Raw genomic sequence first — 24,741 nt, 5'->3', positions numbered from 1 at the left:
ACGTACGTAATATCCCGAGCGACGCCGACCTGGCGACGTTCGATATTCACCATCATGATCACACACACGCACACACACGAACGACTGGACCCATGGACGATACGGCAAAGTACCTGATCCACGCGACGATGGCCGCCGACGGCGTCGTCGAGCGGAGTGACGTCGTCGGCGCGGTGTTCGGCCAGACCGAGGGCCTCCTCGGCGACGAGTTGGATCTTCGCGGCCTCCAGGAGTCCTCGAAGGTCGGCCGGATCGACGTCGACGTCGAGTCGGAAAACGGCCAGTCCTTCGGCGAGGTGACGGTCGCGTCGAGCCTCGATAAGGTCGAGACCGCGATCCTCGGCGCCTCGCTCGAGACGATCGACCGGATCGGCCCCTGTCGGGCCTCCGTCGAGGTCCGCAGCATCGAGGACGTCCGCGCCGCCAAGCGTCGGGAGGTCGTCGAGCGCGCGAAGGAGCTGCTCGCGGAGGGGTTCGAGGAGACGAGCCTCGCGAGCACGGACGTCTTGGAGGAGGTCCGCGACGCCGCCCGCGTCGAGGGCATCGACGAGTACGAGGGATTGCCCGCCGGCCCCCGCGTCGGCGACTCGGACGCCGTCATCGTCGTCGAGGGACGCGCCGACGTGCTCACCCTGCTTGAGGGAGGGATCAAAAACGCCGTCGCCGTCGAGGGGACGAACGTCCCCGAGACGGTCGCCGATCTCACGCGGGACCGGACGGTCACGGCCTTCCTCGACGGTGACCGCGGCGGCGAGCTCATCCTTCGGGAGCTGACGCAGGTCGGCGAGATCGACTACGTCGCGTTCGCGCCGCCCGGAAAGTCGGTCGAGGACCTGAACCGGGGCGCCGTCTTCGAGGCGCTTCGCGGAAAGATCCCCTACGAGACGCTGGCTGACGAGCCGAACCTCAGGCGGGCGGCAGCCGACCGGACGCGTGAACGGACCGACGCAACCGGTTCCTCGGCCGATGCCGAAACCGGTGCCCCCGAAGGGACAGACGGAACCGGCGATCCTGAAGACACCGACGACGCTGAGGATCCCGAAGACACAGACGGCGCTGAGGATCCCGAAGGGACAGACAGCGCTGAAAATCCTGGGACAGGCGAGGCCGGCGCTGGCGCGTTCAACAGTACCGATCGACACGACCACGGAGACACGGATCGATCCTCCGAGGAAAGCAGCGGCATCGACGCCGTGGACGACGGGGATGAGGCCGACGACGTGGCGGAAGGCGAAGCCGACGTCGAAATCGGCGGGACGGGCGCCGAAACCGAAGACACGGACACCGAAAGCGAGGAAGTCGGTGCCGAAAGCGAGGAAGTCGGTGCCGAAAGCGATGATGCCGTCGTCCAGGACGACGAGTCCCGGTCGCTCGAAGAACACGTCAAAGAGGTCATCGACGCCGGTAGCGGCCTCGCTCGGCTGCTCGCGGACGACCTCGGGGTCCAACGCGAGGTCGAAGCGACCGCCGCCTTCGATGCGATAGCGGAGGCCTCGGACCCGCCGCACACGGTCATCGTGGACGGGCGTATCGATCAGCGGCTACTCGACATCGGCGCACAGCGCGGGGTCGGTGAACTCCTCGGACGGGAGACCGGGGAATACGTCAAGCGACCGATCGGCGTCCGCGTCCGAACCGTCGGCGACCTTCAGGTCGACGTCGACGCGATCGCCGAGTGAACGACGTGTGGGCTGGGAACGCGCTCACACCAAGGCGACCAGCTCGAGGCCCGCGAAGAGCACGTCGCCGTAGGTGAGCGCGACGACGAGCCCGAGGAACATCGGGACGATAAACGGCATGCCGGGGGAGACCCACACCGCCTCGCGCTCTGAGACGACCGCCAGTCCCTCCCGAAGGGTTTCCGCGTCCGTACCGTACGCGGATCCGTCGATCGACGAGAGGAACCGCTCGGCCGCCCACGGGTCCTCGAACGGCTCGTCGTTGTCGACGCCGTCACGATCCCCGTCCCCGTCGCCATCGCTCCCGTCATCGATCAACTCACCGTCATCGATCAGCTCCCCGCCATCGGTTGCGGGGTCGACGTGAGTTCCGCCATCGGTCGGATCGAACGTCTCCGTCACCGTCGACGGGTCACGGAGCCGGTCGGGATCCGCCCGTAGCTCCGCCAACGTGAGCCCACGCCAGCGGAGGTACATTCGAAGCGCGTCCAGATCGAGCCCGTTTCGTGTCGTCCCCGAGGTGTCCTCGAAGAGGCGGCCGTGTCGATTCGGCAGGCTCTCGGTCGCGACCGGTCGGGCGAGAAACGCCGCGGGACGAAGCCGCCCGGACGCGAGATTGTACGCGCCGAGACCGGCGGGGTAGGCCAATCCCAGAAGCACCGTGTTGGTGAGGATGGTGAGCGAGAAGACGCCCAGATCGGTTACGACGAGCGGAAAGGCGGTCGTGCCGACGAAATAGGTCGGAAACGTCGGGAAGACGACGGCGAGCGCGATGAGCGCCTTCGCGTCGGCGCCGCCGAACGCGCCGAGATACCAGAACGCGTAGCCGAGCGGCGCGACGAAAAGCAGGCTGATCCCGGCTTGGATCAGAAAGAGCCGACCCTCGAAGGTGGCGAACGGAAGGTGCTGGACCGCCTCGAACGCGAGGAGGAAGAACCCGAGCGCGTACAGCGGCGGCCAGATCCGGTTCGGCAGGCGACGGGTCCGAACGTCCCGCACCGCCGCCCAGCCGAAGACGAGGACGACGACTAGCCGAAGGAGGTCCGGCACCGTCGCGAAACTCGCGAACATATCCACATTCCGGCGGGGCGGGAAATTAGGCGTTCGGGTTCGACCCTCGGTGCTGATAATCGGCGGTGAAGGGTGGACGGACGGGTGAACCGATCGGATCCCTACCGGCCCGCCGCGTGGCCGTGGACGAACTCCCGCAGGAGCTTCCCGGCGACCGCCGCCGCCTGCCCGTCGTCGCGGTCGTTTACCTCGACCACGTCGAAGCCGTCCGCGTGTGGGGCGACCGCGCGGACGACGTCACGGACCTCGCGGGGGTGAAGGCCGAACGGCTCCATCGTCCCCGTGCCCGGCGCGAAGCCCGGGTCAAGCCCGTCGATATCGACGGAGCAGTAGACGGATTCCCCCGCGAAGGCGTCGGGGGAGAGCCCATCTATCCAGCCGCGAGCGTCCTCGGGGGCGACGACCTCCACGTCGGCCGCGTCGGCCCGCTCCCATTCCTCCGGAGATCCGGTTCGGGCGCCGATCACGACGACACGATCGGCGATCGAAAGGGATCGACGCGTCACGCAGGCGTGGTTCCAGGGGTTGCCGTCGTACTCGTCGCGGAGGTCGAGGTGGGCGTCACAGATCACGAGGACGTCCGGGTCGACGGCCTCGACGCCCGCATACGTCACCGTATGCTCGCCGCCCAGCATGAGCGGAACCGCACCGTCGAGAACGACGCTCCGAAGTTCGGCGGCGAGATGGTCGAGGAAAGCGGGCACGTCGTCCCACGGGGGGACGTCGCCGGCGTCGTGGACCCCGCGTCCGGAGAAGAAGCCGTCCGTCCGTCGCTCGTAATCGTCGTAGGTCTCGGCGAACCGTCGGATCCGATCCGGGCCGAATCGGGTGCCCGGCTGAAAGGTGGTGGTCGCGTCCAGGGGCGCACCGAGGATCACGTAGGACGCCTCCTCGCGGGTGGCGCTCGCCCCGGGGAACATGGCTATCCGACGACCTTCCGCTGGCCCTCGTACTCGAGGTACTCGATGGTGTCGTCCGAGGAGAACGACTCGCCTTCGGGGATCAGCATGGTGAACGTCTCGTAGGTGTCCAGATCCATCACCTGGGCGTCGTCGCCGGAGACGGAGACGACCTGCCCCTGCTTCCGCTCGATGATCGGGACCCACACCTTCGCGTCGACCGGTTGTGAGAGCGAGCGTTTCTTCTCATCGAAGACGCCTTTCCCTTCGATCCGGGCCTTTGCGCTGCCGTGTTTGCCCGGCTTCGCGGTGCTGTAGTGGTTGATCTTACAGGGCGAGTCGTCCATCATCACGTAGCTGCCCTCCTGAAGTTCCCGAACCTGCTTCTGCTCTCTCGGCATATCCACGCCTTCCCGGGGCGCGGGTATAAACGGTTTGGAACGCTGGCGCGGGGGCGATGTCTTGCCGACAAAAAGGGGATGAGAGGCCCTCAGGGGTGGAACTCGTCCTCGTACTCCGCTTCCTCCTCCTCATCGGGCGGCACGAAGTGGCCGGTGAGCAGGTAGCTCACGATGAACAGGACGATGAACCCGACGCCGACCGCGGCGGTCGTCCGCACGACGAACGGGAACTCGATCCAGAGGAAGTACCGATCGGCGATGATGATCGCGATCACCGCCGCGATGATCGCCTTCTGTTCGTCTGTCGGGTCCGTCAGTACCTGTTTGACGTCGGCTTTGAGTTCGTCGATGAATCCCATGTTCACGTACCTCCGTCGTCCGCGGTGGCGTTCCCGTGGTCCGTGATGACGCGTCGAACCCGCATGAGCGCCTCCTCCAACTCCTCGGTCGGGAGGCCGAACCCGACGCGGAAACGGTCCGGATGGCCGAAGAGCGTCCCCGGCGCGAGCACGACGCTCTCGTCTTCGACGACGGTCCGACAGAACGCCTCCGCGTCGGTGAACCCCTCGGGTATCGTCACGAAGCCGTTCACCCCGACCGGCTCGTGCCACTCCAAGCCCATTCGGTCGACCCACTCGGAGACCCGTCGGCGGTTCCGCCGCGCGAGATCGCGATTCTCCTGAAGGATCCGTTTTTCCCGTCGGCCGAGCGCCTGCTTCGCGACGTGCTGGTCGATCAGTCCCGTCGAGATGGTGGTGTAATCCTTCCACCCCCACGCGCGATTTACGACCGGCTGCGCGCCCGCGATCCAGCCGAACCGGAGTCCAGCGAGCCCGTACGCCTTCGTGAGGCTCGTCGTCGAGATCCCGTTCGGACCGTAGCTCGCGACCGGCGGCTGGGGATCCTCGGCGAGCAGCCGGTAGACCTCATCACAAAGCAGATAGGCGTCGTGTTCGACCGCCGTCCCGTAGGCCTCACGCATGGCCGTCTCGTCGTGATAGCGCCCGGTCGGGTTGTTCGGGTTGTTGATCACGATGACCGCCGTGTCATCGCGGGTCGCCGACGCGATCGCGTCGGGGTCCAACCGCCACGCGGGTGGCTCCAACTCGACCCGTGTCACCTCGCCGAAGGCCGCCGGGACGGCATGGAGCGCCTGATACGTCGGCGTGACGACCACGGCGTGAGTTCCCGATCCGGTTCCGGCCGGAACTCCCGCGCCGTCGACGGGGCCGTCGTCGCCGAGCAGCGAAAGGAACGCGAGGAGGTTGGCCTCCTGGGTGCCGCACGTGAAGATCACCTCGTCGCCGCTTCGGCCGTATCTCTCGCCGACTGACGCCCGAAAGGATGGGTCGCCGTTCGTCGGGATGACGTAGTCGAGCGGTCCGGGATCGAGGTCGAACCGGTCGGCTTCGATCGACCGGATGCCGCTCTCGGCGAACATGATCTCGGCCTCGTGTTCGTACTCGGCGAACCAGCGCTCGAGGCCGAACGGTTCGATCTGCATATCGGACCTGTGGTCGGTGAGGAATTAGGTGCTACGGTCCCGGCTCACCGAAGCGCGTCGAACTCGGCGGCGGAGAGGAGCGCCGCCACATCGTCCCCGTCGAGCGTTTCGAGGATCGCGGCCGCGTCGCCGTCGACGAGGATCGCGCCTGCCTGCACGTTCGAGTCGAGGGTGGTCACGCCGTCGATCCCCTCGACGAACGACTCGGCGGCCCCCACACCCTCCTCTACGGCCTCCAACTGTGCCTCCTGGAGTTCCGCTTGTGCCTCCTCCTGATCGATCTCGCCCTCCTCGACCCGTTCGCTGATCTCGGCTTCGATCTCCGCCATGCGCGCCTCGACGTCGACCGCGATCGTCGCGGCGGCCTCGCCTTCCGGCTCCGGGACCTCGCCGTCGTCCGCGTCGGCGGGGCCATCCTCGGGGACCTCATCGTCATCGTTATCGAGTGCGGCACAGCCCGCAAGTGAAAACGCGGAGCCGGTCGCGGCGGCGGCCAACACGTGTCGACGGGATGTATCTTCCATACCTACTCTTCGGACGGAGACTGAAGAGGCTTCTGACAGGGACCAAGCGATGAAAACGCCCGATTTGGACCGTTAATATACCAATATCGCCACCTCAGTGTCGGAAGAGATGGACGGCACCGTCGTCCCGGAGAAGACAGAATCTGGCGCCGTCGTTTTCGGGAAACCGGGTCGTCTCCCGACGCGTCGTGAACAGTCGAACGAACGGCTCCCCACAGGCGGGACAGGGAACCTCCCGTCGGTTCTCCCAGAGGCTCGTCTCGCCGGTATCACGGAGCTGTTTGAGCGCATGGCGATGATCGTGGACGTCGAAACCGCTCATGGTCGCCGGTTCGGCCCGGTGTATATAAACGGCGACCCCGGCGGTATCAGTCCTGAGTACGTTCGGAGCCGCCCGTTGCCGCATCGGCGAACAGGTCGTCGACGCGATCGAGCGACCGTTGATCGCCGGTTCGGACGAACTCGCCGAGCGCGTTCGCGGCGTCGACGAGCGCATCTGCGACCGCGGGGTCGACGTCGCCACCGAGCGCGTCGACCCGTTTGATCCGGTCATGCAGCGTCTCGGCACGGTCGCGTGCCGGGCGAATGCGGGCGGTCGGATCCGTCCCCTCGACGGTGACGGCGGGTCCCGGATCATCATCAGCAACGATGTGCCGCGAATCATCGTCAGCGTCGGTGGACCCGCCACCACCGGCTCCGCCGGTTTCGTCGCCTGCTCCCCCGTCCGTGTTCGACAGCTCATCGAGGAACGTCGAGAGGTCGTCGCGATACGCGGAGCAGGCATGCACCGTTGCCATCCCACGGGCCTCCCGAAGCGTCCGGGGAACCGCGGCCGTCTCGGGACGGTCGCCGTCGTCCGCCCCCGCGAGCAACGCGAGAAGGTAGGCACGGTCCTCGTCGGTCGGATCGACGAGCCTGTCGTAGGCGTCGGCCGCCTCCAAGAGCTCCCGGGCGGCGAGATACGTCGTATCGAGGGGTTGGAGCGTGCCGTCGTTGATAAACCCGCGCCGGCGGAGGTATGCGCGAAGGTCGGCCTTGAGATCGCGGACGCCCGCCGACGGGAGGATCCCCTGGGCCTCGCCGAACTGGGAACGGTGAGGGGTCAGATCCAGCGTCGCCGGCGCGTCCGTATGGGTTCTTCGGGAGCCGACCCCGACGCTTCGGAGGCTGCCGCACTCCGGGCAGGAGACCTCCCCGATGTCGTAGTAGGACCAGCGCGCGCCACACGACTGGCACTCCCGCTCTCCACGAACCTTCATAGAGGCCCTTTTCAGGGACGATGTAAATCGCTGTGGGTCGGGCGGCACGGCGGAACGCCGTAAGCGCTACCGTCCGTCCGGGAGCCGGCCCGATCGATAACAGCCGAGAGGGGTTGCCGTGCCGAACCGCCGAGCAGCGTCCGCCGGCGATCACCGACCGCCGTCGGTCAACGCGATCGGCTCGTCGTCGGTGACCCGGTCCTCGACGCCATCGTCGGCTGCGTCGGCCGCGGGATCGGCGACGACCTGCGTCCAGAGGGTCGCGCCGATGACGGCGTAGGCGACGAGGTCGTAGTGGACGTTGCCGCCGAAGGCCGTGAACGCCGCGAGCGTGCTGTAGGTGTAGACGGCGAGGACCCCGACGACGAACGCCGACTCGGTCGTGAACTGACGGTCCAGCGCCGATGCCCACGCCCGCCGGATGACCGGGCCGCAGGCGACGAGGAACGCGATGCCCGACAGCGCCGCGAGGTTCACGTAGAAGTGGGTCGCGACCCGCGAATCGAGGAGCGACTGCAGGTACGCGACCGTGACGGGGTCATAAAAGAGCCACTCGACGCGGGTCGGGTAGAGGACGCCGATGTACGGCGTGGCGACCATCAACCCGAACAGGACGGCGACGGCGATCCGGGCGGAGTCGAACTGGGCCGCCCGCCGGCGCTCGAACGCCTCGTCGCCGGGGTCGACGAGCAGCCCATAGGATTCGAGCGTGGCCCGAAGCGCCGCGCGGTCCGTCGCCGGGTCGTGGTGGATCCCGACGGTCCCGTTGCGCTTCGTCGCGGACGCGGCGCTCACGTCGTCGTGATCGAGGAGGACGGCTTCGAGAAGGGCTTCCCGGCGCTTCGTTTCGATCCCGGAGACGGCGAAGGTGTCGTGGACGTGTGTTTCAGGCACCCGTGACACCCGCGGCCCGTCGCCCGGTTCGGGCGGTTCGATCCCGCGGTCGCGGGCCGCGACGTCGAGCCGCGTCGTCCCGTCGCGGTCGTCTTGGCCGTGCATGACACAACCTGTGGCTCCAAGAGCATGAAGATTACCCCCACCGGTCGGCTCGACCACCTGTGGCTTCTTAAGCCCCGCTCGTGTGGTTCCGGACCATGCGCCACAAGGCGGCCCTTTTCGACCTCGATGACACCCTCTATCCGTATCCACCCTGTAACGAGGCAGGCAAGGAGGCGGGGTTCGAGGCGTTCGGGGAGTTGGGCTACGATATCGACCGCGCGCGGTACGACGAGCTGTACGCCGCCGGAAGACGGGAGACGAAACGCGAGCTTGCCGGGACGGCGGCCTCACACGAGCGATTCATCTATTATAAAAAGGCGCTTCGGCGGCAGACCGGAACACACGACGCCACCGAGGCGTTGACGCTGGGCGAGGCCTACTGGGGGGCGTATCTCGACGCGATGGAACCGTTCGAGGGGATCGGGGCGCTGCTCGCGGAGCTGCAGGCCGCCGGGATCGACGTGGCGATCGTGACGAACCTCACGACACGGATCCAACTGAAGAAGCTGACCCGACTCGGCCTGGACGACCACATCGATCTCGTCGTGACGTCGGAGGAGGTCGGTCGCGAGAAGCCCAGCGCGCTCCCGTTTACGACCGCGCTCGCCGCCTTCGATCGCCGGCCGAGCGAGGCGGTCGTCATCGGCGACAACCCGACCGCGGACGTCGGCGGCGGGAACGCGATCGGTGCCGCCACCGTCCTCTTCGACGCCCGCGCAGCCGAGCGCGGCGTCGGTGGGAGCCACGGCGGTGGCAGTACGGATGACAGCGAAAGCAGCGACGACGACGACACAAACGACGACGGCGACGGAACTATCGACGTGACGGATCTCCCACCCACGGAACGGCCGGATCACCTCGTGCGGAGTGTGGACGAACTCGCGACGGTGCTCAGGTGACCCCGGGACCCGGCAACCCTCCCGGCCATATAAATACCGTGCCGGACACGGTATCGGCATGACCGATCACGAGCCGGTTCCCGCGGTCGCGGCGACCGCGGAGGAGATCGCGACCATGGAGATCCGCGGCGCGGCGGCCATCGCGGACGCGGCGGCCCGGGCGCTCGCGACACAGGCCGAGGCGATCGACGTCGACGACCCCGAGGCGTTTCGTGCGTCGATGCGTGCGGCCGCGAGGACCCTCCATGAGACTCGCCCGACCGCCGTCTCCCTGCCGAACGCGCTTCGGTACGTCCTCCAACGCATGAACGGCCGGACCGTCGATGAGCTCCGCCGCGGCGTCACCTCGGCCAGCGCCGCGTTCGTCGACCAGCTCGACCGCGCGCAGGAGGACCTCGCGCGTGTCGGCGCGAACCGGCTCGCCGACGGCGACACCGTGATGACCCACTGTCACTCGACGGACGCGCTGGCCTGTATCGAGGAGGCGGTCGACCAGGGGAAGTCCATCTCGGCGGTCGTCAAGGAGACCCGGCCCCGGAACCAGGGCCACATCACCGCCGAACAGCTCCGTGACGCCGGCGTCCCGGTCACGCTCATCGTCGACTCCGCGGCGCGGCGCTACCTCGACGAGGTGGACCACGTCCTCGTCGGTGCGGACTCCATCGCCGCCGACGGCGGCGTGATCAACAAGATCGGCACCTCGGGGCTCGCGGTCAACGCCCGTGAGCGCGGCGTCCCGATCATGACCGCCGCCCAGACGATCAAACTCCACCCCGAGACGCTGACGGGTCACACCGTGGAGATCGAAATGCGCGCCGAAGAGGAGGTGATCGATCCGGTGGTTCGGGATGAGATCGGCGAGATCGCCGTCGAGAACCCGGCGTTCGACGTGACGCCGCCGCGGTACATGGACGCCATCGTCACCGAACACGGGCAGTTCCCACCCGAGAGCATCGTGACGCTCATGCGCGAGCTGTTCGGCGAGGGTGCCGAGGAGCCGTGGGCCGAGCCATGAGTGGGGATGGTGCGGCCGGTGCCGAGGAGGATATGGAAGGCCAGACACACCTGGAGGACGTCCGTGAGGCGCTCGACGCGGACGAAGCGAGCGGAGCGGACGGAACCGACGGAGCGGACGAAGCGAGCGGAGCGGACGGAACCGACGGGGACGCAGGGGGAACGACGAACGCGACGGACGGTTCCTCCACGCGCTCGCCGAAGGTGATCACGGCGGGCCACCTCAACTGGGACGTGACGATGTACGTCGACCGGCTTCCCGGTCCGGACGGCGAGACGCGGATCGACCGACTCGAACAGTCCGGCGGCGGCAGCGCGGCAAACGTGGCCGTCGGCCTCGTCGACCTCGGCGGACGGGCGATCGTCTACGGGAGCGTCGGCGGCGACGAGTCGGGGGCGCTCGCGCTCCGCGGGCTCGCGAACGCCGGTGTCGACCCGGGCCACGTGCTCATCGACGCCGACCAGCCGACCTCGGTGAAATACGTGATCGTCGACGGCGATGGGGAATTGTGCATGCTCGCGAACGACGGCGCGAACGAGGCGTTCTCGGCGGCCGACCTCGACCGCGATACCCTCGCGGCGGCCGACCACCTCCATCTCACGAGCCAGCAGCCGGAGACGGCCACCCAACTTTCGAACGCGGCCCACGACACGGACGCGACCCTGAGCTTCGACCCCGGAAGACGCGTCGGCGAGCGGGCCTACGGGGAGGTACTGGCCTCGGCCGACCTGCTCTTCCTCAATACACGGGAGGCGGAGGCGGTCGCGGAGACGACCGACATCGACCCATGGAAGCCCGAGGATCGCGTGGTCGCGATCAAGCTCGGCGGCGACGGCGCATCGATCCGGACGCCACACGGCGACGTCTCACATCCGGGCTTCCCCGTCGAGCCCGTCGATACCACCGGGGCCGGCGACGCCTTCGCCGCCGGCTTCCTCGCGACCGCCCTGTGCGAGCCGGCGATCGTGGAGGACGGCTTCTCACACGATCCACGGGACTACGAGTTGCCCCTGCTCGTCGGCAACGCGTGCGGCGCGCTCGCGGCACGGGCCGTCACCGCCCGGGTCGACCTCTCGTGGGACGCGGTTCGTGAGCGGATGGGCGAGTCGCCGGAGGCGGACCTGCTCATCGAGATCCGGACCTGAGGAGCGGTCTAGACGGGGCAAGACGACCGATCAGTCCCCCGAACACCTCCCGACGCGCATCACCTTAGATCACGTCGTTCGCGAGCGTGCCGACGCCCTCGTAGGTGATCTCGACGCGGTCGCCCGGCTCGATCGTTCCCGGGTTCGCCGGGCTGCCGAAGGCGACGCAGTCGCCCGGACGGAGGGTAAAGCGCTTCGAGAGGAACGAGACGATTTCGTACGGATCGAAAAGCATCAGTTCGGTGTTCGCGTCCTGCCGCACCTCCCCGGAGACGGTTGTCCGGATATCGAGATCCGTCGGATCGACCTCGGTTTCGATCCATGGACCGAGCGGAGCCGAACCGTCGAACGCCTTTCGGGCGGTGCGACCGGCCTGATCGAGCGCGTCGACGTCGTTGAGGATGGTGTAGCCGCGCACGATCCCCGGCACGTCGTCGGGGGCGACGTCGCGGCAGCGCTCGTCGATCACCGCCACGAGTTCGCCCGCGTAGGTCAGCTCGTCGGTCCAGTCCGGATACCGGATCGGCCGTTCGTGTGCGAGGAGGCTCGTTGGCGGTTTGATGAAGAAGTCGGGTTCCTCGGGCCGCTCGTAGTCCATCTGGTCGAGCGTGGCGGCGTAGTTCCGCCCGACACAGTAGAGCGCACTCGGCGAACACGGCGGGAGAAGCCGGCCGTCACGGCCGACCTCGTAGCGCCCGTCGGCGGCGATGACCGCTCCGTCCACATACCGTCCCGAAACGGGACCCTCGGCGGTGAGCAGGCGTGCAAGTCGCATGCGGGGAGCACCGAGGGAGGTATAAAAAGTACGTCGGTCATCAGTGGGTGTCGTGCTCGGTATCGTCCTCGGGATCCCGCCCCCGATCCGTCCCGGTCGGCACGCCGATCACGACGCCGGTGCGGATCTCGAGGGCGATGTCGTACTCCTCGCGTCGATCGGTCGTGGAGCCGATCCGCTCGACAGTCGCCTCGTGGGAGCGCTTGACGGCGCTGCGCTCGCGCTCGGAGAAGCCGAGTCGGTCGCCGACGACGTCCCAGTGATCCGGTTCGACGAGAAAGGCCTCGCGCTCGTCGTCGGCGTCGATGCACTCGTACCGTCGGCGATACGAATCCAGCCGGGGGGCGAGGTCGGCCTGCACCTCCGCGAGGAGGGACGGAAGGCGAGCGAGCGGGACGCTCGCGAGCGCCCCGGCTTTTAACAGGGCCGTCCCGGCGATGGGATGGTCGCCGGCGTCTTCGCTCTCACCGTCAGTTCGATCGCCGTCCGTTGGCGACCCGTCCTCGGCTGGCATGGTCGACGGCTCACCCGCCGGCCCGCATGGCCTTGCGTTTAAATCGCGGGATCAGCTCCTCGATGACGGCCGGTTCACCCGTGAACGCCACCGTTACCTCGGTGAGCGTGATGGAGCCGGCGACGTGAACCGGCTCGGTCCGAAGGCCCGCGCGCCACCCATCACCCTCGACGCGGGTCGCCTCCGCGGGGTCGTCGGCGTCGACGAGGGTCCCGCCGAGGTTTCGGAGGTAGTGGGCGGCGAGCCGCCGGGAGATCCCGCGATAGGCACGCTCCTCACGGACCCACCCGGGCTCCGTCGGGGGGAGGGTGGCGGTGTCGGCGTCGTCGTCGCCGCCGTTTCCATTTGGATTACTCATCGCCACCCGCGACCGGCGGGAACACCGCGAGACGGTCCCCGTCCGCGAGCGACGTCTCCAGCCCGTCGAGATGGAGCACCTCGCGGCCGTTTTTTAAGACGTTGATGTGTGGCGCGAGCCCGCCGTCGACGATCAGGCGATCCTCGAGGTCGGCGTATTCGGCCTCGAGGTCGCGGAGAACGTCGCCGACGGTCGCCCCGTCCGCGGTCTCGTACGGGAGCGTCTTGGTCCCGACGGCCTCGCGAAACGTCGCGAAGAACCGTAGCTCCAGTTCCATGCTCGGACGTCGCGGCCGAGTCACTTAAAAGCGGTCGCCATCGCCCGGTGGGATGACGGCGATCCCGTGGCGAGCACGAGCGGGCTGTCCTCCCTGCTTATAGATCCGAGAGCCGGATGCCGTCGTCGACGACGCGATACAGCCGTTCGCGGTCGATCTCCTCGGCGAGCCACTCGTGTTCCGCCAGCTGGCCGATGAGTTCGATATAGAGGTTTCGCCAGGCGATGGCGTAGATGGGCGACTGCCCCCACGCGCGAAGCTCCGGGACGAACTCGTGATACGTCTCGGCCTGTGCTTCCATCCGCTCCATGGCGTCGACGACGACCGGCGCGGCCTCCGCGGGATCCGTCGCCTCGATCTCCTCGTTGAGCCGCGTCTGGATCCCCACGATCGCTCGACGCATGTCCTGTTCGGCGGTTCCGTCCTCCTCCGGGAGCGACTCGATGACCCCCTTCGGGATCCCGAGGGATATCTCCGGCATACCCCGATCGAGGAACGGCGGGCACAAAAAGGGCGGCGCGACCCCACGGACAACTGCGCGAAACGCCTATGGCGTCGGGGCGGCCTTCTGCAACGCGGTTTCGGCGATGTTTCCACCGTAATCGGCCGATCTGAGCACCGAGTCGACGACCAGCCCGAGCAGTTGGGCGCGGGCGGGATCGAGGTCGCGAAGCAGTTCGTCGATGGCACGGACCCGCTCGTCGATCGCCCGGACCCCGGCACGGGCGACGTTGGCCTGCCGACCCGCCGCGTCCGTGTCGTCCTCCAAGAGCGCGTCCATCGCGGAGTCGATCACCTCCACGGCGTCCTCGTGGAGGTCCTCGATGGCGGCGATGACGGTCTCAGGGAGCGGCTCCTCGAAGCTCAGCGTGAGATAGGCGATCTTCGTCGCGTGATCGCCGACGCGTTCCAGTTGCCGTGCGCTCGAGTGATAATCGAAACACTCCTCGCGGGGCAACCCGAGCTCCTCGGCCGCCTTCGGCGTGCGCAGCGTGGCGCGGAAGATGCGCGAGACGACGAGCCAGAGGCGGTCGAGATCGTCATCCCGTCCGATCACGTCACGGGCGAGGTCGTGATCGAGTTCCGAGAGGGCGGTGATCGCGTCGGCGAGCATCGACAGCGAGATCAGCCGCATCCGCGTGACGGCGTTGTGTATCGACAGCTCCGAGGAGTCGAGCAGATCGCGGATCACGACCCGGTCGCGCGTCTCCTCTAACACCTCCAACCCGACGAGGCTCTGGACGACCTCCCGGATCGTCGAGCGCTGTTCGGCGGCGATCTCCGATCCCTCCAACACGATGACGTCGAACCCGCTTACGTACATCGTGGTCACGGCACGAGTGAGCTCCTGTCCCCGCAGATCCGTGATGTCGAGGGTCCCCCGCGTTCGCTCCTCGTCGGTCCGTGGGGTGAGAAACAGCGAATCGCCGTCCGGATAGAACTCGACTTCGGTACCCGCGCCGACGTCGTTCTCCGTCGCCCACGACTTCGGGATCGAAACGGTGTACGTCGAGCCGCCGGTGACTTGCACCTTCCGCGTCTCCATAGTCATCCTTCGAGGCGCACGTATGTTAAACGTGTGCAAAATATATACTCTCGTATTGACCATGATCGTCAAGCAGTAGCCCGGTAGACGCCCGATACTCGCGAATAAATCATCGTCCCAGATCCAGTGGGCGAACCCGCCATACTACTATTTAGTACTATATAGTAATTATAGTAGCGTATTTAGTCCCCAGGATCCCACGATTAAGACGATGGAACGCGACACCACCGGTGAGGGCCTTGGGAGACTCTCCCGACGGGCCTATCTGGCGGCGGCGGGCGGGGCCGCGGTCGCCCTCTCCGGCTGTCTCGTGCGCGGCGAGGCGGGTGAACGTGGGTTGGAGGGCCGAGTCGTTGTCGACGGAAGCAACACCCTGTTACCGCACGGGGCGGCAGTCGCGGAGGAGTTCCAGTGGCGTAACAACCGCGTCCAGATCCCCGTTCGGGGTTCGGGAACCGGCGCGGGATTCCAGCGGTTTTGCAGCGGGGACACGGACTTTCAGAACGCCAGCCGCGAGATCGTCGAGGACGAGGAGGCGATATGTGGCGACAACGACGTCGAGTACCTCGAACTCGAAACCGCCCTCGACGGGGTCGCCATCTGGGTCCATCCGGACAACCACTGGTGTGACACGCTGACCGTCGAGGAGATCCATCGGCTCTGGCGCTCCGGGTCCGACGTCGAGACGTGGGGTGACCTCCGTGAGGAGTGGGCCGACGAACCGTGGGGCGACGAGTCGATCTCGCTGTACGGTCGCGATCCGGCCTCGGGGACGTTCGATTATTTCACCCAAGCCATAAACGGGGAGGTCGGGAACATTCGCTCGGACTACTCCGCGAGCGCCGACACGAACGTCATCGTCCGCGGCGTCCGTGGCGACCGGTACGCGCTCGGGTTCGGCGGGGCGGGCTACTACTACGAGAACGAAGACGAGCTCAAACTCGTCGCCGTCGACGACGACAACGACGGCGTGCGTCCGACCCGCGAGACGATAGAAAGCGGCGAGTACACGCCCCTCTCACGGGCGATGCTCCTCTATGTGAGCGTTCCGGCGCTGGCACGGCCGGAGGTGCGGGCCTTCGCCGAGTTCTACTTCGAGGAGATCGACGACGACGCGGACGACTCGGTGGTCGAGGGGGACGAAACACTGACATGGACGCAGTGGGCCGCCCGGCGGGTCGGATTTTATGGGATCCCCGACGAGACCGTCGAGGCGGGTCGTGAGAAGCTGGCGGAAGCGATCGAGACGGTCGAGGAGGAACCGCAATGAGCGACGCGAGCGGCGCGGTCGACCTCACGCGGGCGGGCTCCGACATCCCGGCCGCGAAGAACCTCGCGGTCCGGGCGGTCTTTTTTACCTGCGCGCTGATCACCGTGTTGACGACCTTCGGGATCATCGTCGTCCTCGTAGACGGTGCGCTCGGCTTCTTCCGCGAGGAGACGCTCCTTGGATTGCTTTCGGGTATCCTCGGCGGACTCCTCTCCGGTGGTCCCGCCGAGGCGTGGGCCGCCGCCCGCTCCGGGCTCGGCGTGCAGGTCACGGTACGGGAGTTCCTCTTCGGAACGGACTGGTCGCCGATCATCCGCCCGCGGTCGTACGGCGTCATCCCGCTCCTGTGGGGGACGATGATCATCGTCGTCGGCTCGGCGCTCATCGCGCTGCCCATCGGGACCGCGACGGCGATCTACCTCTCGGAGTACGCCGACCGGCGTGTCCGGAAGGTGATAAAGCCAACCCTCGAAGTGCTCGCGGGGATCCCCACCATCGTCTACGGGTTCTTCGCGCTTTCGTTCATTACCCCGATAATTCAACGGTTCTTCCCGGAGACGGGGACGTTCAACGCCGCTGCCGGCGCGATCGTCGTCGGGGTCATGATCATCCCGATGGTCTCCTCGCTTTCGGAGGACGCCATGTCGGCCGTCCCCGATGACCTCCGAAACGCCGCCTACGGTCTCGGCGCGACCAAGTTCGAGGTGTCGACGGACGTCGTCGTCCCCGCGTCGCTCTCGGGCGTGCTCGCCTCCTACATCCTCGCCATCTCGCGGGCGATCGGCGAGACGATGGCGGTGACGCTTGCGGTCGGGATGCAGCCGAACATCACGCTCAACCCGCTTGAGCCGATACAGACGATGACCGCCTACATGGTGCAGGTCGGGATCAGCGACGTCTCCGTGGGATCGATCGGCTATCAGAGCCTCTTCGCGGTCGGGTTGGTGTTGTTCGTGATGACGCTCGCGATGAACCTGTTGAGCCTGTGGGTGAAGGGTCGCTATCGGGAGGCGTACCGATGACTGGGTCCGAACGCGATGGGGACGGAAACGTCGGGGGCGATAATGACGGAGACGTTCGCGCCGATGGCGGGGATCCCTTCGCCTCCGTCGGCGGCAACATCGAGCGCAAACAGCGGCTCGGCCGGGTGTTCGTCGGGATCTGTTTCGCCTCGACGCTCGTCGGCATCGTCGCGCTGGTCGCGCTGATCGGTGACGTGCTCTATGAGGCCTGGGGCTGGGTGACGCTCGATTTCCTCACCTATCCACCCTCGCGATTCATCGAGAATTACTACCCGGGCGGCCGCGGCGCGGGGATCTATCCCGCCCTCATCGGCTCCATCCTCCTCATCGCGCTGACGGCCGTCTTCACCATGTTCATCGGCGTCGGCGCGGCGATCTACTTGGAGGAGTACGCCGCAGAGTCGCGGCTGAAGAGCTTCATCGAGGCGAACATCGCCAACCTCGCGGGCGTCCCATCGATCGTCTACGGGCTCCTCGGACTCGCGGTGTTCGTCCGCGCCGTCGGCTTCGGCGAGAGCCTGCTCGCCGGCGCGTTGACCCTGACGCTTCTTATTTTACCCATCGTGATCGTCTCCGCACAGGAGGCGCTCCGAGCGGTGCCGGACTCCCAGCGCGAGGCTGCCTACGGCGTCGGCGCGACCGATTGGGAGGTCGTCCGGGACGTCGTCCTCCCCGCGGCGCTGCCGGGGATCATGACCGGGACGATCCTCTCGCTCTCGCGGGCGATCGGCGAGACCGCCCCGCTCATCATGGTCGGCGCGGCGACCTCGATGTTCGTCGCGCCGGTCCGCGAGGTAAGCGGCGTTCCCGTGCCGGATCTGTTCGGCTCGTTCGCGGCGATGCCGATGCAGATCTTCGACTGGGCACGGCTCCCCGAGGCGGAGTTTCAGCACGTCGCCGCCGCCGGCATCGTCGTGTTGCTCACCGTCCTTTTATTGATGAACGTGACCGCGATCCTGATCCGCAACAAGTACGAGACCCGATAATCCATGCCCGAAGACACACCGACGGACGACGACGTGACCGCTCCCACTCCGAGGAGGAACACCGCACCGACGGCCACCGACGGCCCACGCCGAACCGAGGGCTCACTCCGAACCGACGGCGGGCAGGTCGCGGAGACGACCCCATCGATACAGGAGATCCCCGAGACTGACACCGTCATCGAGGCGAAAGATCTGACGGTCCATTACGGGGACGTACAGGCGCTCCAGCCCGTAAACGTCCGGCTCCCCGAACGCGAGGTGACGGCGATCATCGGCCCGTCCGGCTGTGGAAAGTCGACGTTCCTCCGATGTCTCAACCGGATGAACGACATGGTCGATGCCGCCCGCGTCGGCGGCGAACTCCGGTTCCGCGGCAAGAACGTCTACGACGAGGACGTGGACCCGGTGGCGTTACGGCGCCGCGTCGGGATGGTGTTTCAAAAACCGAACCCGTTCCCCAAATCGATCTACGACAACGTCGCGTATGGGTTGAAGATCCAGGGCTTCGATGGCGACATGGACGCCCGCGTCGAGGAGGCGCTTCGCGGCGCGGCGCTGTGGGAGGAAGTGAAAGGCCAACTCGACTCCTCGGGGCTCGACCTCTCCGGCGGCCAACAACAGCGGCTCTGTATCGCCCGTGCCATCGCGCCCGATCCCGAGGTTATCCTCATGGACGAGCCGGCGAGCGCGCTCGACCCGGTGGCGACGGCGAAGGTGGAGGACCTGATCGACGAGCTCGCCGCACAGTACACGGTCGTGATCGTCACCCACAACATGCAGCAGGCCGCCCGCATCTCGGATAAGACGGCCGTCTTCCTCACCGGCGGCAAGCTCGTCGAGTTCGGCGATACGGATCGGATCTTCGAGAACCCGGAGAACCAGCGGGTCGAAGATTACATCACCGGAAAGTTCGGGTAGCCGGGGTTCGACTCCGATTCGCCCACTATTCGTCGATCTGATGGGGGTCCAATAGTATACCTGATACCGGCACGAAACGTTGACATTCCCCGGGGTAATCGTTATCCTATGGACCCCAGTCGTCGTGCTGCCCCCGGCGAGGGAGACGACCCCGATGAGTCATCGGTATCCCCTGTCGAGGCGACTGGGGAGCAGCGTCGACGAGCCTCTGGGTTTCAAACGAGCCGGATCCTGATCGTCGACGACGAGCCCGACGCGGCGGATCTCGCGGCGACATATCTCGAACGGCTCCTCACCGACATCGAGACGGCGACGGTAACGAGCGCCGATGCGGCCATCGACCACCTCGATCTTGAACCCGTCGACTGTATCGTGAGCGATTACGACATGCCGGGTCGGAACGGCCTGAAACTCCTCCGTGAGGTTCGTGAGACGGAAGGGGAGATCCCGTTCATCCTGTTCACGGGGAAAGGAAGCGAGGAGATCGCGAGCGAGGCCATCTCTGCGGGCGTCACCGACTACCTACAGAAACGCGTCGGTCCCGATCAGTACGAGGTCCTCGCCAACCGTGTGGCGAATGCGCTCCAGCAGCGACACGCGGAGATCGAACTCACCGAGACGAACAGGAAAGTCACCGCGATCCACGATTTTGTGACGGAGTTGTCGAGCGCCGAATCGGTCGAGGAGGTGTTCGAGCGAGTCGTCGACGCCAGCGAGGAGATCCTCGAATTCGACCGCAGTATGACCGCACGTCGGGAGGGGGACGTCATCGTCCCCGCCGTACGGTCCGCGTCGGTCACCCCCGACGACGTTCGGACGTTCAAACTGGGGGAGGGAGCGCTCGGGAGGACGGTCGCGGAGGAGCGAACGTTCGTCATCGATGACCTCGACGCGGATGAAGCAAGCGAGGGAGCGAGCGCTGCCGATCCCGTCTCCGACGACTTTCGGTCCGCGATCAGCGTCCCGATCGGCTCGTATGGTGGGTTTCAGGCGGTTTCAGCCGGATATGGTGAGTTCGACGATCGTGACGTCGAGTTCGCCGAACTCGTCTGTTCACACGCGCGCGACGCCATCGAGCGGATACGGACGGAGGCGGAGCTCCGCGCCGGCCGCGATCGGCTCGCCGCGCTGTTCGAGAACGTCCCGCTTCCCATCGCCCGGATCGTGATCGACCAAGCGGGCGACCGGCGGTTCGATGCCACCAACGACGCCTTCGAGGAGACGTTCGGGGCCGCCGCGGGCGAGGATTCGTATCGCGAGACGTTCGATCGGATCGTGCCGGAGGGGACCGAGCGGGTCCATCCAACGGAGGTCGCCGAGGGTGAGGAGCCGGTACGGGCCGAAGTCAAGCGACGAACAGTCGATGGCTCCCGAGAGTTCCTGGTTCATGTGATCCCCACGCTGCGCCGGGAGGGTGCGCTCGTCTACGCGATGTATGCGGATATCGACGAACAAAAACGCATCGAGCGGACCCTCCGTGGCCTCCATGAGGTGACCCGACGGATGTTTTTAGAGGAGGATCGAACGGGCGTCGCTCACGTTGCAACCCGAGCGGCCGTCGATATCATCGACTTCCCGAACAGCGGCGTTCGCCTGTACGACCCGTCCACGGAGGCGTTGAAGCCCACGGCGATAAGTCGTGAGGCCACGGCGGCCATCGGCGAGCGACCGCCGTTCGGCCCCGGCGATGGGCTGATCTGGGACGCGTTTGAGGGCGACGAGCTTGCCGTCGTAAGCGACCTCGATGCGGTGGAAACGGCGATCGGCTACGGCGCGCTCCGGAGCCTCGTGGTCGTGCCGCTCGGCACGCATGGGGTCCTCCTGTTGGGTTCGGAAGAGCCCTCATATTTCGACGAGACGGACGTCCAACTCGCCCGGTTGCTCGGTGCGAACGTCACCGTTGCGCTCGATAGAGCCGAACAGATCGAACGGCTCCGGGAGCGTGACTCCGCGCTCAAACGTGAGGTCGAACGGCTGGAGTCGTTCACGGGTATCGTCTCACACGACCTCCGAAATCCGCTCAACGTGGCCACGGGACGGCTCGCTATCGCCCAGGACCGGATCGATGATCCTGACACGATCCACCACCTCGATCAGGTCGCTGACGCACACGGTCGAATGGCGGGACTCATCGATGACCTCCTTACGCTGGCACGTGAGGGCCGGGCGGTCGATACCCTCGAGCGAGTCTGGCTCGACGAGGTGACGGCCGCCGCTTGGGCGACCGTGCCCACCCACGATGCCACCTTACACACCGAGACGGCGGACGCGGTCGTTCGTGCGGACCCGGAGCGGGTTCGTACCCTCTTCGAGAACCTCTTTCGAAACGCCGTCGAGCACGCCGGCGACGACGTCACGGTAACGGTTTCCGCGAGCGAGGACGGGTTCGTCGTCGCCGACGACGGACCGGGCTTCGAGATGGACCCCGAGCGGGCGATGGAACACGGCGTGAGTAGTCGGACACGAGGGACGGGATTCGGGCTGGCGATCGTTCATCAGATCGTGACGGCCCATGGCTGGGAGCTGTCCGTGGAGAACGACGACGGCGCTCGATTCACCGTTCTGACCGGCTAACTTCGAGGGTCGGTGCGGCGTTCACGGGTGAGTCGGGTCGATCGCGGTGCACCGAGGAACAAGCGGTCGACCGTGCGCCCGTAGCCCTCGCCCGGCGGCCCACCGCTTGTTACGGTTCGACCGCGTTCCTCGCCTCGTCGCTCCCGTCGTTTTTATCCGATGCCGACGAAGCGGTCCTATGATAACGATAAAAGACACCGTTCACGATCACATCGAGATCGACGGCGTCGCCGCCGACCTCCTCGATACGCCGACGGTCCAGCGGCTCCGGGGCGTCTCGCAGCTCGGCACCGTCCAACTCGTCTATCCCTCGGCGAACCACACGCGATTTGAACACAGCGTCGGGGTCTATCACCTCGCGAGCCGAGCGCTCGAACACCTCGGCATCGACGGGCGAAACGCCGACCGGATCGAGGCCGCCGCGATCCTCCACGACGTCGGCCACGGCCCCTTTAGCCACAACCTCGAAGCGTTGACACACCGTCGAACCGGGAAGTATCACGACGACGTGGAGGAGCTCCTCGCGAGCGGATCGGTCGGCGAAGTCCTCCGTGATCACGACCTCGATCCCCGACGGATCGCCGATATCGTCGCCGGCGAGGCTCCCTATGCCGGGCTCGTCTCCGGCGAGCTCGACGTGGATCGGATGGACTACCTCGTTCGCGACGCCTATCACACCGGCGTGCCGTACGGCACGATCGACACCGAGCGGTTCGTTCGCGAGCTGACGTTCACCGACGACGACGGTTCCCCGCGGCTCGTGCTCGATGAGGGGAACGTTCAGACGGCCGAGAGCCTGCTTCTGGCGCGGGCGCTTATGAATCCGGTCGTCTACACACACCACGTCGCCCGGATCTCGAAGGCGATGTTGCGCCGCGGTGCGCGGCGGCTGCTCGATGAGACGGGCTTCACCGCCGAGCGGTTACGCCGGATGGACGATGCGGACTTCCTCGTCGCGCTTCGAACGAGCGAGGAGACGGCCGCGATCGCGCGCCGATACGACGAGCGCGACCTCTACAAGCGCTCGGTGTGGGCGGAGTACGACGACGTGCCCGAAGCCGTCCACGAGGCGGACCGGGAGGAGGAGCGCGAGTTGGAGCGGGAGATCGCCGAGGAGGCCGGCGTGGCGCCGGGGCGGGTGATCCTCGACGTCCCACCGGAGCCGTCGATGCGCGAGTCGACCGCGCGCGTGACCGTCAACGGGGAACTCAGGCGGCTCGAACGGCAGTCGCCGCTGGTCAAGGCCCTCCGAACCGTCCAGCGGAACCAGTGGCGACTCGGGGTATATACCCCCGCTGGCGACACCGAGCGCGTCGGGCGGGCCGCAGCCGCGGTGCTCGGGATCGAACCGGACGGGCTCGTCAGCGAGGTCCGCGGACGGATGCCGACGACGCTCGACGAGTTCGAGTAGGATACAATCACGGTCGACGCTATTTATATACGCCACGCAGATCGCCCGATATGGATCTACCGCCGGTCGGCCTCGGCACGATGGGGATCGACGACCCCGAGACGGTCTCGCTCGCGCTCGAACTCGGCTATCGCCATCTCGATACGGCACGGATCTACGACAACGAGGCCGTCGTCGGCGAGGGGCTCGCGAGGAGCGCCGTCGATCGCGACGAGGTGACGCTCGCCACCAAGCTCTGGGTCGATGACCTCGCACGCGAGGACGTCGCGCCCGCGGCACGTCGGAGCGCCGCGCGATTGGACGTCGAGGAGATCGACCTCCTGTACGTCCACCGGCCGTACGAGCCATACGACCCGGTTGAGACGATCGGTGCGCTAGCGGACCTCCACGAGGAGGGGCTCATCGACGCGGTCGGCGTCTCGAACTTCGAACCCGCGGAACTGGATGCGGCGATCGAGACCCTCGCGGACCGCGGGCTCACGCTTGCGGCCCACCAGACGGAGCTGCATCCGCTCTGGTACCGACCGGAGCTTCTCGAACATGCCCGCAAGCACGGCTACACGGTCGTCGCGTACTCGCCGCTTGCGGGCGGGGAGGCGGGGAGCGTCGACGCCCTCGTCGACATCGCGGACCGCCACGGCGTCTCACCGGCGACGGTCTCGCTCGCGTGGGTTCGCTCGAAGGAGCCGACCGTCGCCATCCCGAAGGCGTCGAGCGAGCCACACCTCCGGGCGAACCTCGCTGCGACCGATCTGACGTTGCGGCCCGAGGAGATCGACGCGATCGATTCGATCGAACGAACGGTGGAGCTGTACCCGGAGTGAGCGGGGGCGTCGCCGAGCGAGTGGGCGGGGGCGTCGCCGAGGGAGTGAGCGGGGGCGTCGTCGAGGGAGTGAGCGGGGGCGTCGCCGAGGGAGTGAGCGGGGGCGTCGCCGAGGGAGTGAGCGGGGGCGTCGCCGAGGGAGCGTCTACGACGATCCGTCGCCGCCGATCGGCGACTCGATGCTCGTCGCTTCGGTATCCCGATCCCCGTCGCCGCTGTCTTCGATCTCCATGCGAAGCTTTCCCGCGAGGAGATCGACGGCGACGCTGTTTGCCCCCTCGGGGATGATCAGGTCCGCGTGTCGCTTCGATGGCTCGATGAACCGTTCGTGCATCGGTTTGACCGTCGAGAGGTACTGATCGATGACGCCGTCGAGATCGCGACCGCGGTCACCGACATCCCGCCGGATGCGACGGAGGATGCGCACGTCCGCGTCCGTCTCCACATAGACCTTGAGATCGAGCAGCCCGCGGATATCGGCGTCATACAGCGCAAGGATACCCTCGAGGACGATGACCTCGGTCGGCTCGACCCTCACTCGCTCGGACGTTCGATCGTGGGTCTCGAAATCGTACTGCGGCATCTCGATCGGCTGGCCGGAAACCAGGGTCTCGAGATGTGTGTGAAGGAGATCCCACTCGAATGCGTCGGGGTGGTCGTAGTTAAGCTCACGCCGCCGCTCGAAGGTCAGGTCCGAACGGTCAACGTAGTAGTTATCGAGCGGGATCCGGGTGACCGCGTCCTCGACGTTTCGCGTCACGAGCCGGGAGATGGTGGTCTTGCCGGCTCCGGTCCCGCCCGCGATGCCGATCACGAACGAGGGGGTGGACATGTCGTGACCTCCGGCGGCCGACCCTTTCAACCCTCCCCTT

At 66.8% G+C, this 24,741-nt stretch carries 27 protein-coding genes; 11 read left to right on the top strand and 16 right to left on the bottom strand.

Annotated features, from left to right (window positions below):
* Positions 1–92: 92 nt before the first annotated feature.
* On the top strand, positions 93–1,679 hold the full coding sequence (dnaG, locus tag CHB65_RS03075; protein ID WP_089383594.1) for a DNA primase DnaG: 1,587 nt from the start codon (positions 93–95) through the stop codon (positions 1,677–1,679).
* A gap of 24 nt (positions 1,680–1,703) precedes the next feature.
* Here the strand turns inward: dnaG and CHB65_RS03070 are convergent, their stop codons facing one another.
* The 9 genes from CHB65_RS03070 to CHB65_RS03030 all read right to left on the bottom strand — a co-directional run bounded on the left by CHB65_RS03070 (position 1,704) and on the right by CHB65_RS03030 (position 8,336).
* A complete protein-coding gene (locus tag CHB65_RS03070) occupies positions 1,704–2,750 on the bottom strand; it encodes an A24 family peptidase (RefSeq protein WP_089383593.1) in 1,047 nt (348 codons plus the stop codon).
* A 101-nt stretch (positions 2,751–2,851) separates the two neighbouring features.
* Positions 2,852–3,670: an agmatinase gene (gene speB / locus CHB65_RS03065; RefSeq protein ID WP_089383592.1), complete on the bottom strand. Its 819-nt coding sequence runs from the start codon at positions 3,668–3,670 to the stop codon at positions 2,852–2,854.
* Between the two features lie 2 nt (positions 3,671–3,672).
* Positions 3,673–4,050 (bottom strand): translation initiation factor IF-5A, encoded by a 378-nt coding sequence (locus CHB65_RS03060; RefSeq protein WP_089383591.1) that lies wholly within the window; start codon positions 4,048–4,050, stop codon positions 3,673–3,675.
* A gap of 89 nt (positions 4,051–4,139) precedes the next feature.
* Positions 4,140–4,409, bottom strand: coding sequence for a hypothetical protein (locus CHB65_RS03055; RefSeq protein ID WP_089383590.1), 270 nt, complete (start codon positions 4,407–4,409; stop codon positions 4,140–4,142).
* A gap of 2 nt (positions 4,410–4,411) precedes the next feature.
* Positions 4,412–5,554 (bottom strand): aminotransferase class I/II-fold pyridoxal phosphate-dependent enzyme, encoded by a 1,143-nt coding sequence (locus tag CHB65_RS03050; protein WP_089383589.1) that lies wholly within the window; start codon positions 5,552–5,554, stop codon positions 4,412–4,414.
* A gap of 44 nt (positions 5,555–5,598) precedes the next feature.
* Complete coding sequence (locus CHB65_RS03045) at positions 5,599–6,078, bottom strand: hypothetical protein (protein ID WP_089383588.1); 480 nt, start codon at positions 6,076–6,078, stop codon at positions 5,599–5,601.
* 94 nt (positions 6,079–6,172) lie between these two features.
* Positions 6,173–6,400 (bottom strand): DUF7385 family protein, encoded by a 228-nt coding sequence (locus CHB65_RS03040; protein ID WP_089383587.1) that lies wholly within the window; start codon positions 6,398–6,400, stop codon positions 6,173–6,175.
* Positions 6,401–6,446: 46 nt separating this feature from the next.
* Positions 6,447–7,337, bottom strand: coding sequence for a DUF7117 family protein (locus CHB65_RS03035; protein WP_089383586.1), 891 nt, complete (start codon positions 7,335–7,337; stop codon positions 6,447–6,449).
* 150 nt (positions 7,338–7,487) lie between these two features.
* Positions 7,488–8,336, bottom strand: a complete 849-nt coding sequence (locus CHB65_RS03030) for a hypothetical protein (protein ID WP_089383585.1) — start codon at positions 8,334–8,336, stop codon at positions 7,488–7,490.
* Between the two features lie 95 nt (positions 8,337–8,431).
* Between CHB65_RS03030 and CHB65_RS03025 the strand changes: the two genes are divergently transcribed.
* Genes CHB65_RS03025 through CHB65_RS03015 form a run of 3 tightly spaced genes read left to right on the top strand, consistent with a single transcriptional unit; the run spans position 8,432 to position 11,395 of the window.
* Positions 8,432–9,235, top strand: a complete 804-nt coding sequence (locus CHB65_RS03025; protein WP_089383584.1) for an HAD family hydrolase — start codon at positions 8,432–8,434, stop codon at positions 9,233–9,235.
* A 58-nt stretch (positions 9,236–9,293) separates the two neighbouring features.
* Positions 9,294–10,250, top strand: coding sequence for a ribose 1,5-bisphosphate isomerase (locus CHB65_RS03020; protein ID WP_089383583.1), 957 nt, complete (start codon positions 9,294–9,296; stop codon positions 10,248–10,250).
* Positions 10,247–11,395, top strand: coding sequence for a carbohydrate kinase family protein (locus tag CHB65_RS03015; protein ID WP_089383582.1), 1,149 nt, complete (start codon positions 10,247–10,249; stop codon positions 11,393–11,395). Before CHB65_RS03020 ends, CHB65_RS03015 begins: the two co-directional genes overlap by 4 nt.
* A 64-nt stretch (positions 11,396–11,459) precedes the next feature.
* On the opposite strand, the gene CHB65_RS03010 is transcribed toward CHB65_RS03015, so the two are convergent.
* The 6 genes from CHB65_RS03010 to CHB65_RS02985 form a co-directional block, all read right to left on the bottom strand.
* Entirely contained in the window at positions 11,460–12,170 is a 711-nt protein-coding gene (locus CHB65_RS03010) for a fumarylacetoacetate hydrolase family protein (RefSeq protein ID WP_089383581.1), read from the bottom strand.
* Positions 12,171–12,210: 40 nt separating this feature from the next.
* Positions 12,211–12,684: a hypothetical protein gene (locus CHB65_RS03005; RefSeq protein ID WP_089383580.1), complete on the bottom strand. Its 474-nt coding sequence runs from the start codon at positions 12,682–12,684 to the stop codon at positions 12,211–12,213.
* Positions 12,685–12,694: 10 nt separating this feature from the next.
* Positions 12,695–13,042 carry a hypothetical protein gene (locus CHB65_RS03000; protein WP_089383579.1) on the bottom strand — a complete coding sequence of 116 codons (348 nt, stop codon included), beginning with the start codon at positions 13,040–13,042 and terminating at the stop codon, positions 12,695–12,697.
* The gene (locus tag CHB65_RS02995; protein WP_089383578.1) at positions 13,035–13,319 is read right to left on the bottom strand and encodes a ubiquitin-like small modifier protein 1; all 285 of its coding nucleotides are present in this window, start codon (positions 13,317–13,319) and stop codon (positions 13,035–13,037) included. The genes CHB65_RS03000 and CHB65_RS02995 overlap by 8 nt, the downstream gene beginning before the upstream one ends.
* 97 nt (positions 13,320–13,416) lie before the next feature.
* Complete coding sequence (locus tag CHB65_RS02990; protein WP_089383577.1) at positions 13,417–13,800, bottom strand: hypothetical protein; 384 nt, start codon at positions 13,798–13,800, stop codon at positions 13,417–13,419.
* 66 nt (positions 13,801–13,866) lie between these two features.
* Positions 13,867–14,865, bottom strand: coding sequence for a phosphate signaling complex PhoU family protein (locus tag CHB65_RS02985; RefSeq protein WP_089383576.1), 999 nt, complete (start codon positions 14,863–14,865; stop codon positions 13,867–13,869).
* 211 nt (positions 14,866–15,076) lie between these two features.
* On the opposite strand from CHB65_RS02985, the gene CHB65_RS02980 reads away from it, so the two are divergent.
* The 7 genes from CHB65_RS02980 to CHB65_RS02950 all read left to right on the top strand — a co-directional run bounded on the left by CHB65_RS02980 (position 15,077) and on the right by CHB65_RS02950 (position 23,870).
* Positions 15,077–16,135, top strand: coding sequence for a PstS family phosphate ABC transporter substrate-binding protein (locus CHB65_RS02980; protein ID WP_089383575.1), 1,059 nt, complete (start codon positions 15,077–15,079; stop codon positions 16,133–16,135).
* Positions 16,132–17,157, top strand: coding sequence for a phosphate ABC transporter permease subunit PstC (gene pstC / locus CHB65_RS02975; protein ID WP_218818912.1), 1,026 nt, complete (start codon positions 16,132–16,134; stop codon positions 17,155–17,157). Before CHB65_RS02980 ends, pstC begins: the two co-directional genes overlap by 4 nt.
* Positions 17,154–18,143, top strand: coding sequence for a phosphate ABC transporter permease PstA (pstA, locus tag CHB65_RS02970; protein WP_089383574.1), 990 nt, complete (start codon positions 17,154–17,156; stop codon positions 18,141–18,143). Before pstC ends, pstA begins: the two co-directional genes overlap by 4 nt.
* Positions 18,144–18,146: 3 nt before the next feature.
* Positions 18,147–19,061, top strand: a complete 915-nt coding sequence (pstB, locus tag CHB65_RS02965) for a phosphate ABC transporter ATP-binding protein PstB (RefSeq protein WP_089383573.1) — start codon at positions 18,147–18,149, stop codon at positions 19,059–19,061.
* Between the two features lie 108 nt (positions 19,062–19,169).
* A complete protein-coding gene (locus CHB65_RS02960; protein WP_089383572.1) occupies positions 19,170–21,635 on the top strand; it encodes a GAF domain-containing protein in 2,466 nt (821 codons plus the stop codon).
* A gap of 178 nt (positions 21,636–21,813) precedes the next feature.
* The gene (locus tag CHB65_RS02955; protein ID WP_089383571.1) at positions 21,814–23,046 is read left to right on the top strand and encodes an HD domain-containing protein; all 1,233 of its coding nucleotides are present in this window, start codon (positions 21,814–21,816) and stop codon (positions 23,044–23,046) included.
* Between the two features lie 50 nt (positions 23,047–23,096).
* Complete coding sequence (locus tag CHB65_RS02950) at positions 23,097–23,870, top strand: aldo/keto reductase (protein WP_089383570.1); 774 nt, start codon at positions 23,097–23,099, stop codon at positions 23,868–23,870.
* Positions 23,871–24,014: 144 nt separating this feature from the next.
* On the opposite strand, the gene udk is transcribed toward CHB65_RS02950, so the two are convergent.
* Entirely contained in the window at positions 24,015–24,701 is a 687-nt protein-coding gene (udk, locus tag CHB65_RS02945) for a uridine kinase (RefSeq protein ID WP_089383569.1), read from the bottom strand.
* Positions 24,702–24,741: the final 40 nt, after the last annotated feature.

Origin of the sequence: Halorubrum vacuolatum (genome assembly GCF_900188065.1) — an archaeon.
GTDB lineage: Archaea > Halobacteriota > Halobacteria > Halobacteriales > Haloferacaceae > Halorubrum > Halorubrum vacuolatum.
The sequence above is the reverse complement of the archived record's forward strand: the minus strand, read 5'-3'. Positions and strand labels throughout refer to the sequence as shown.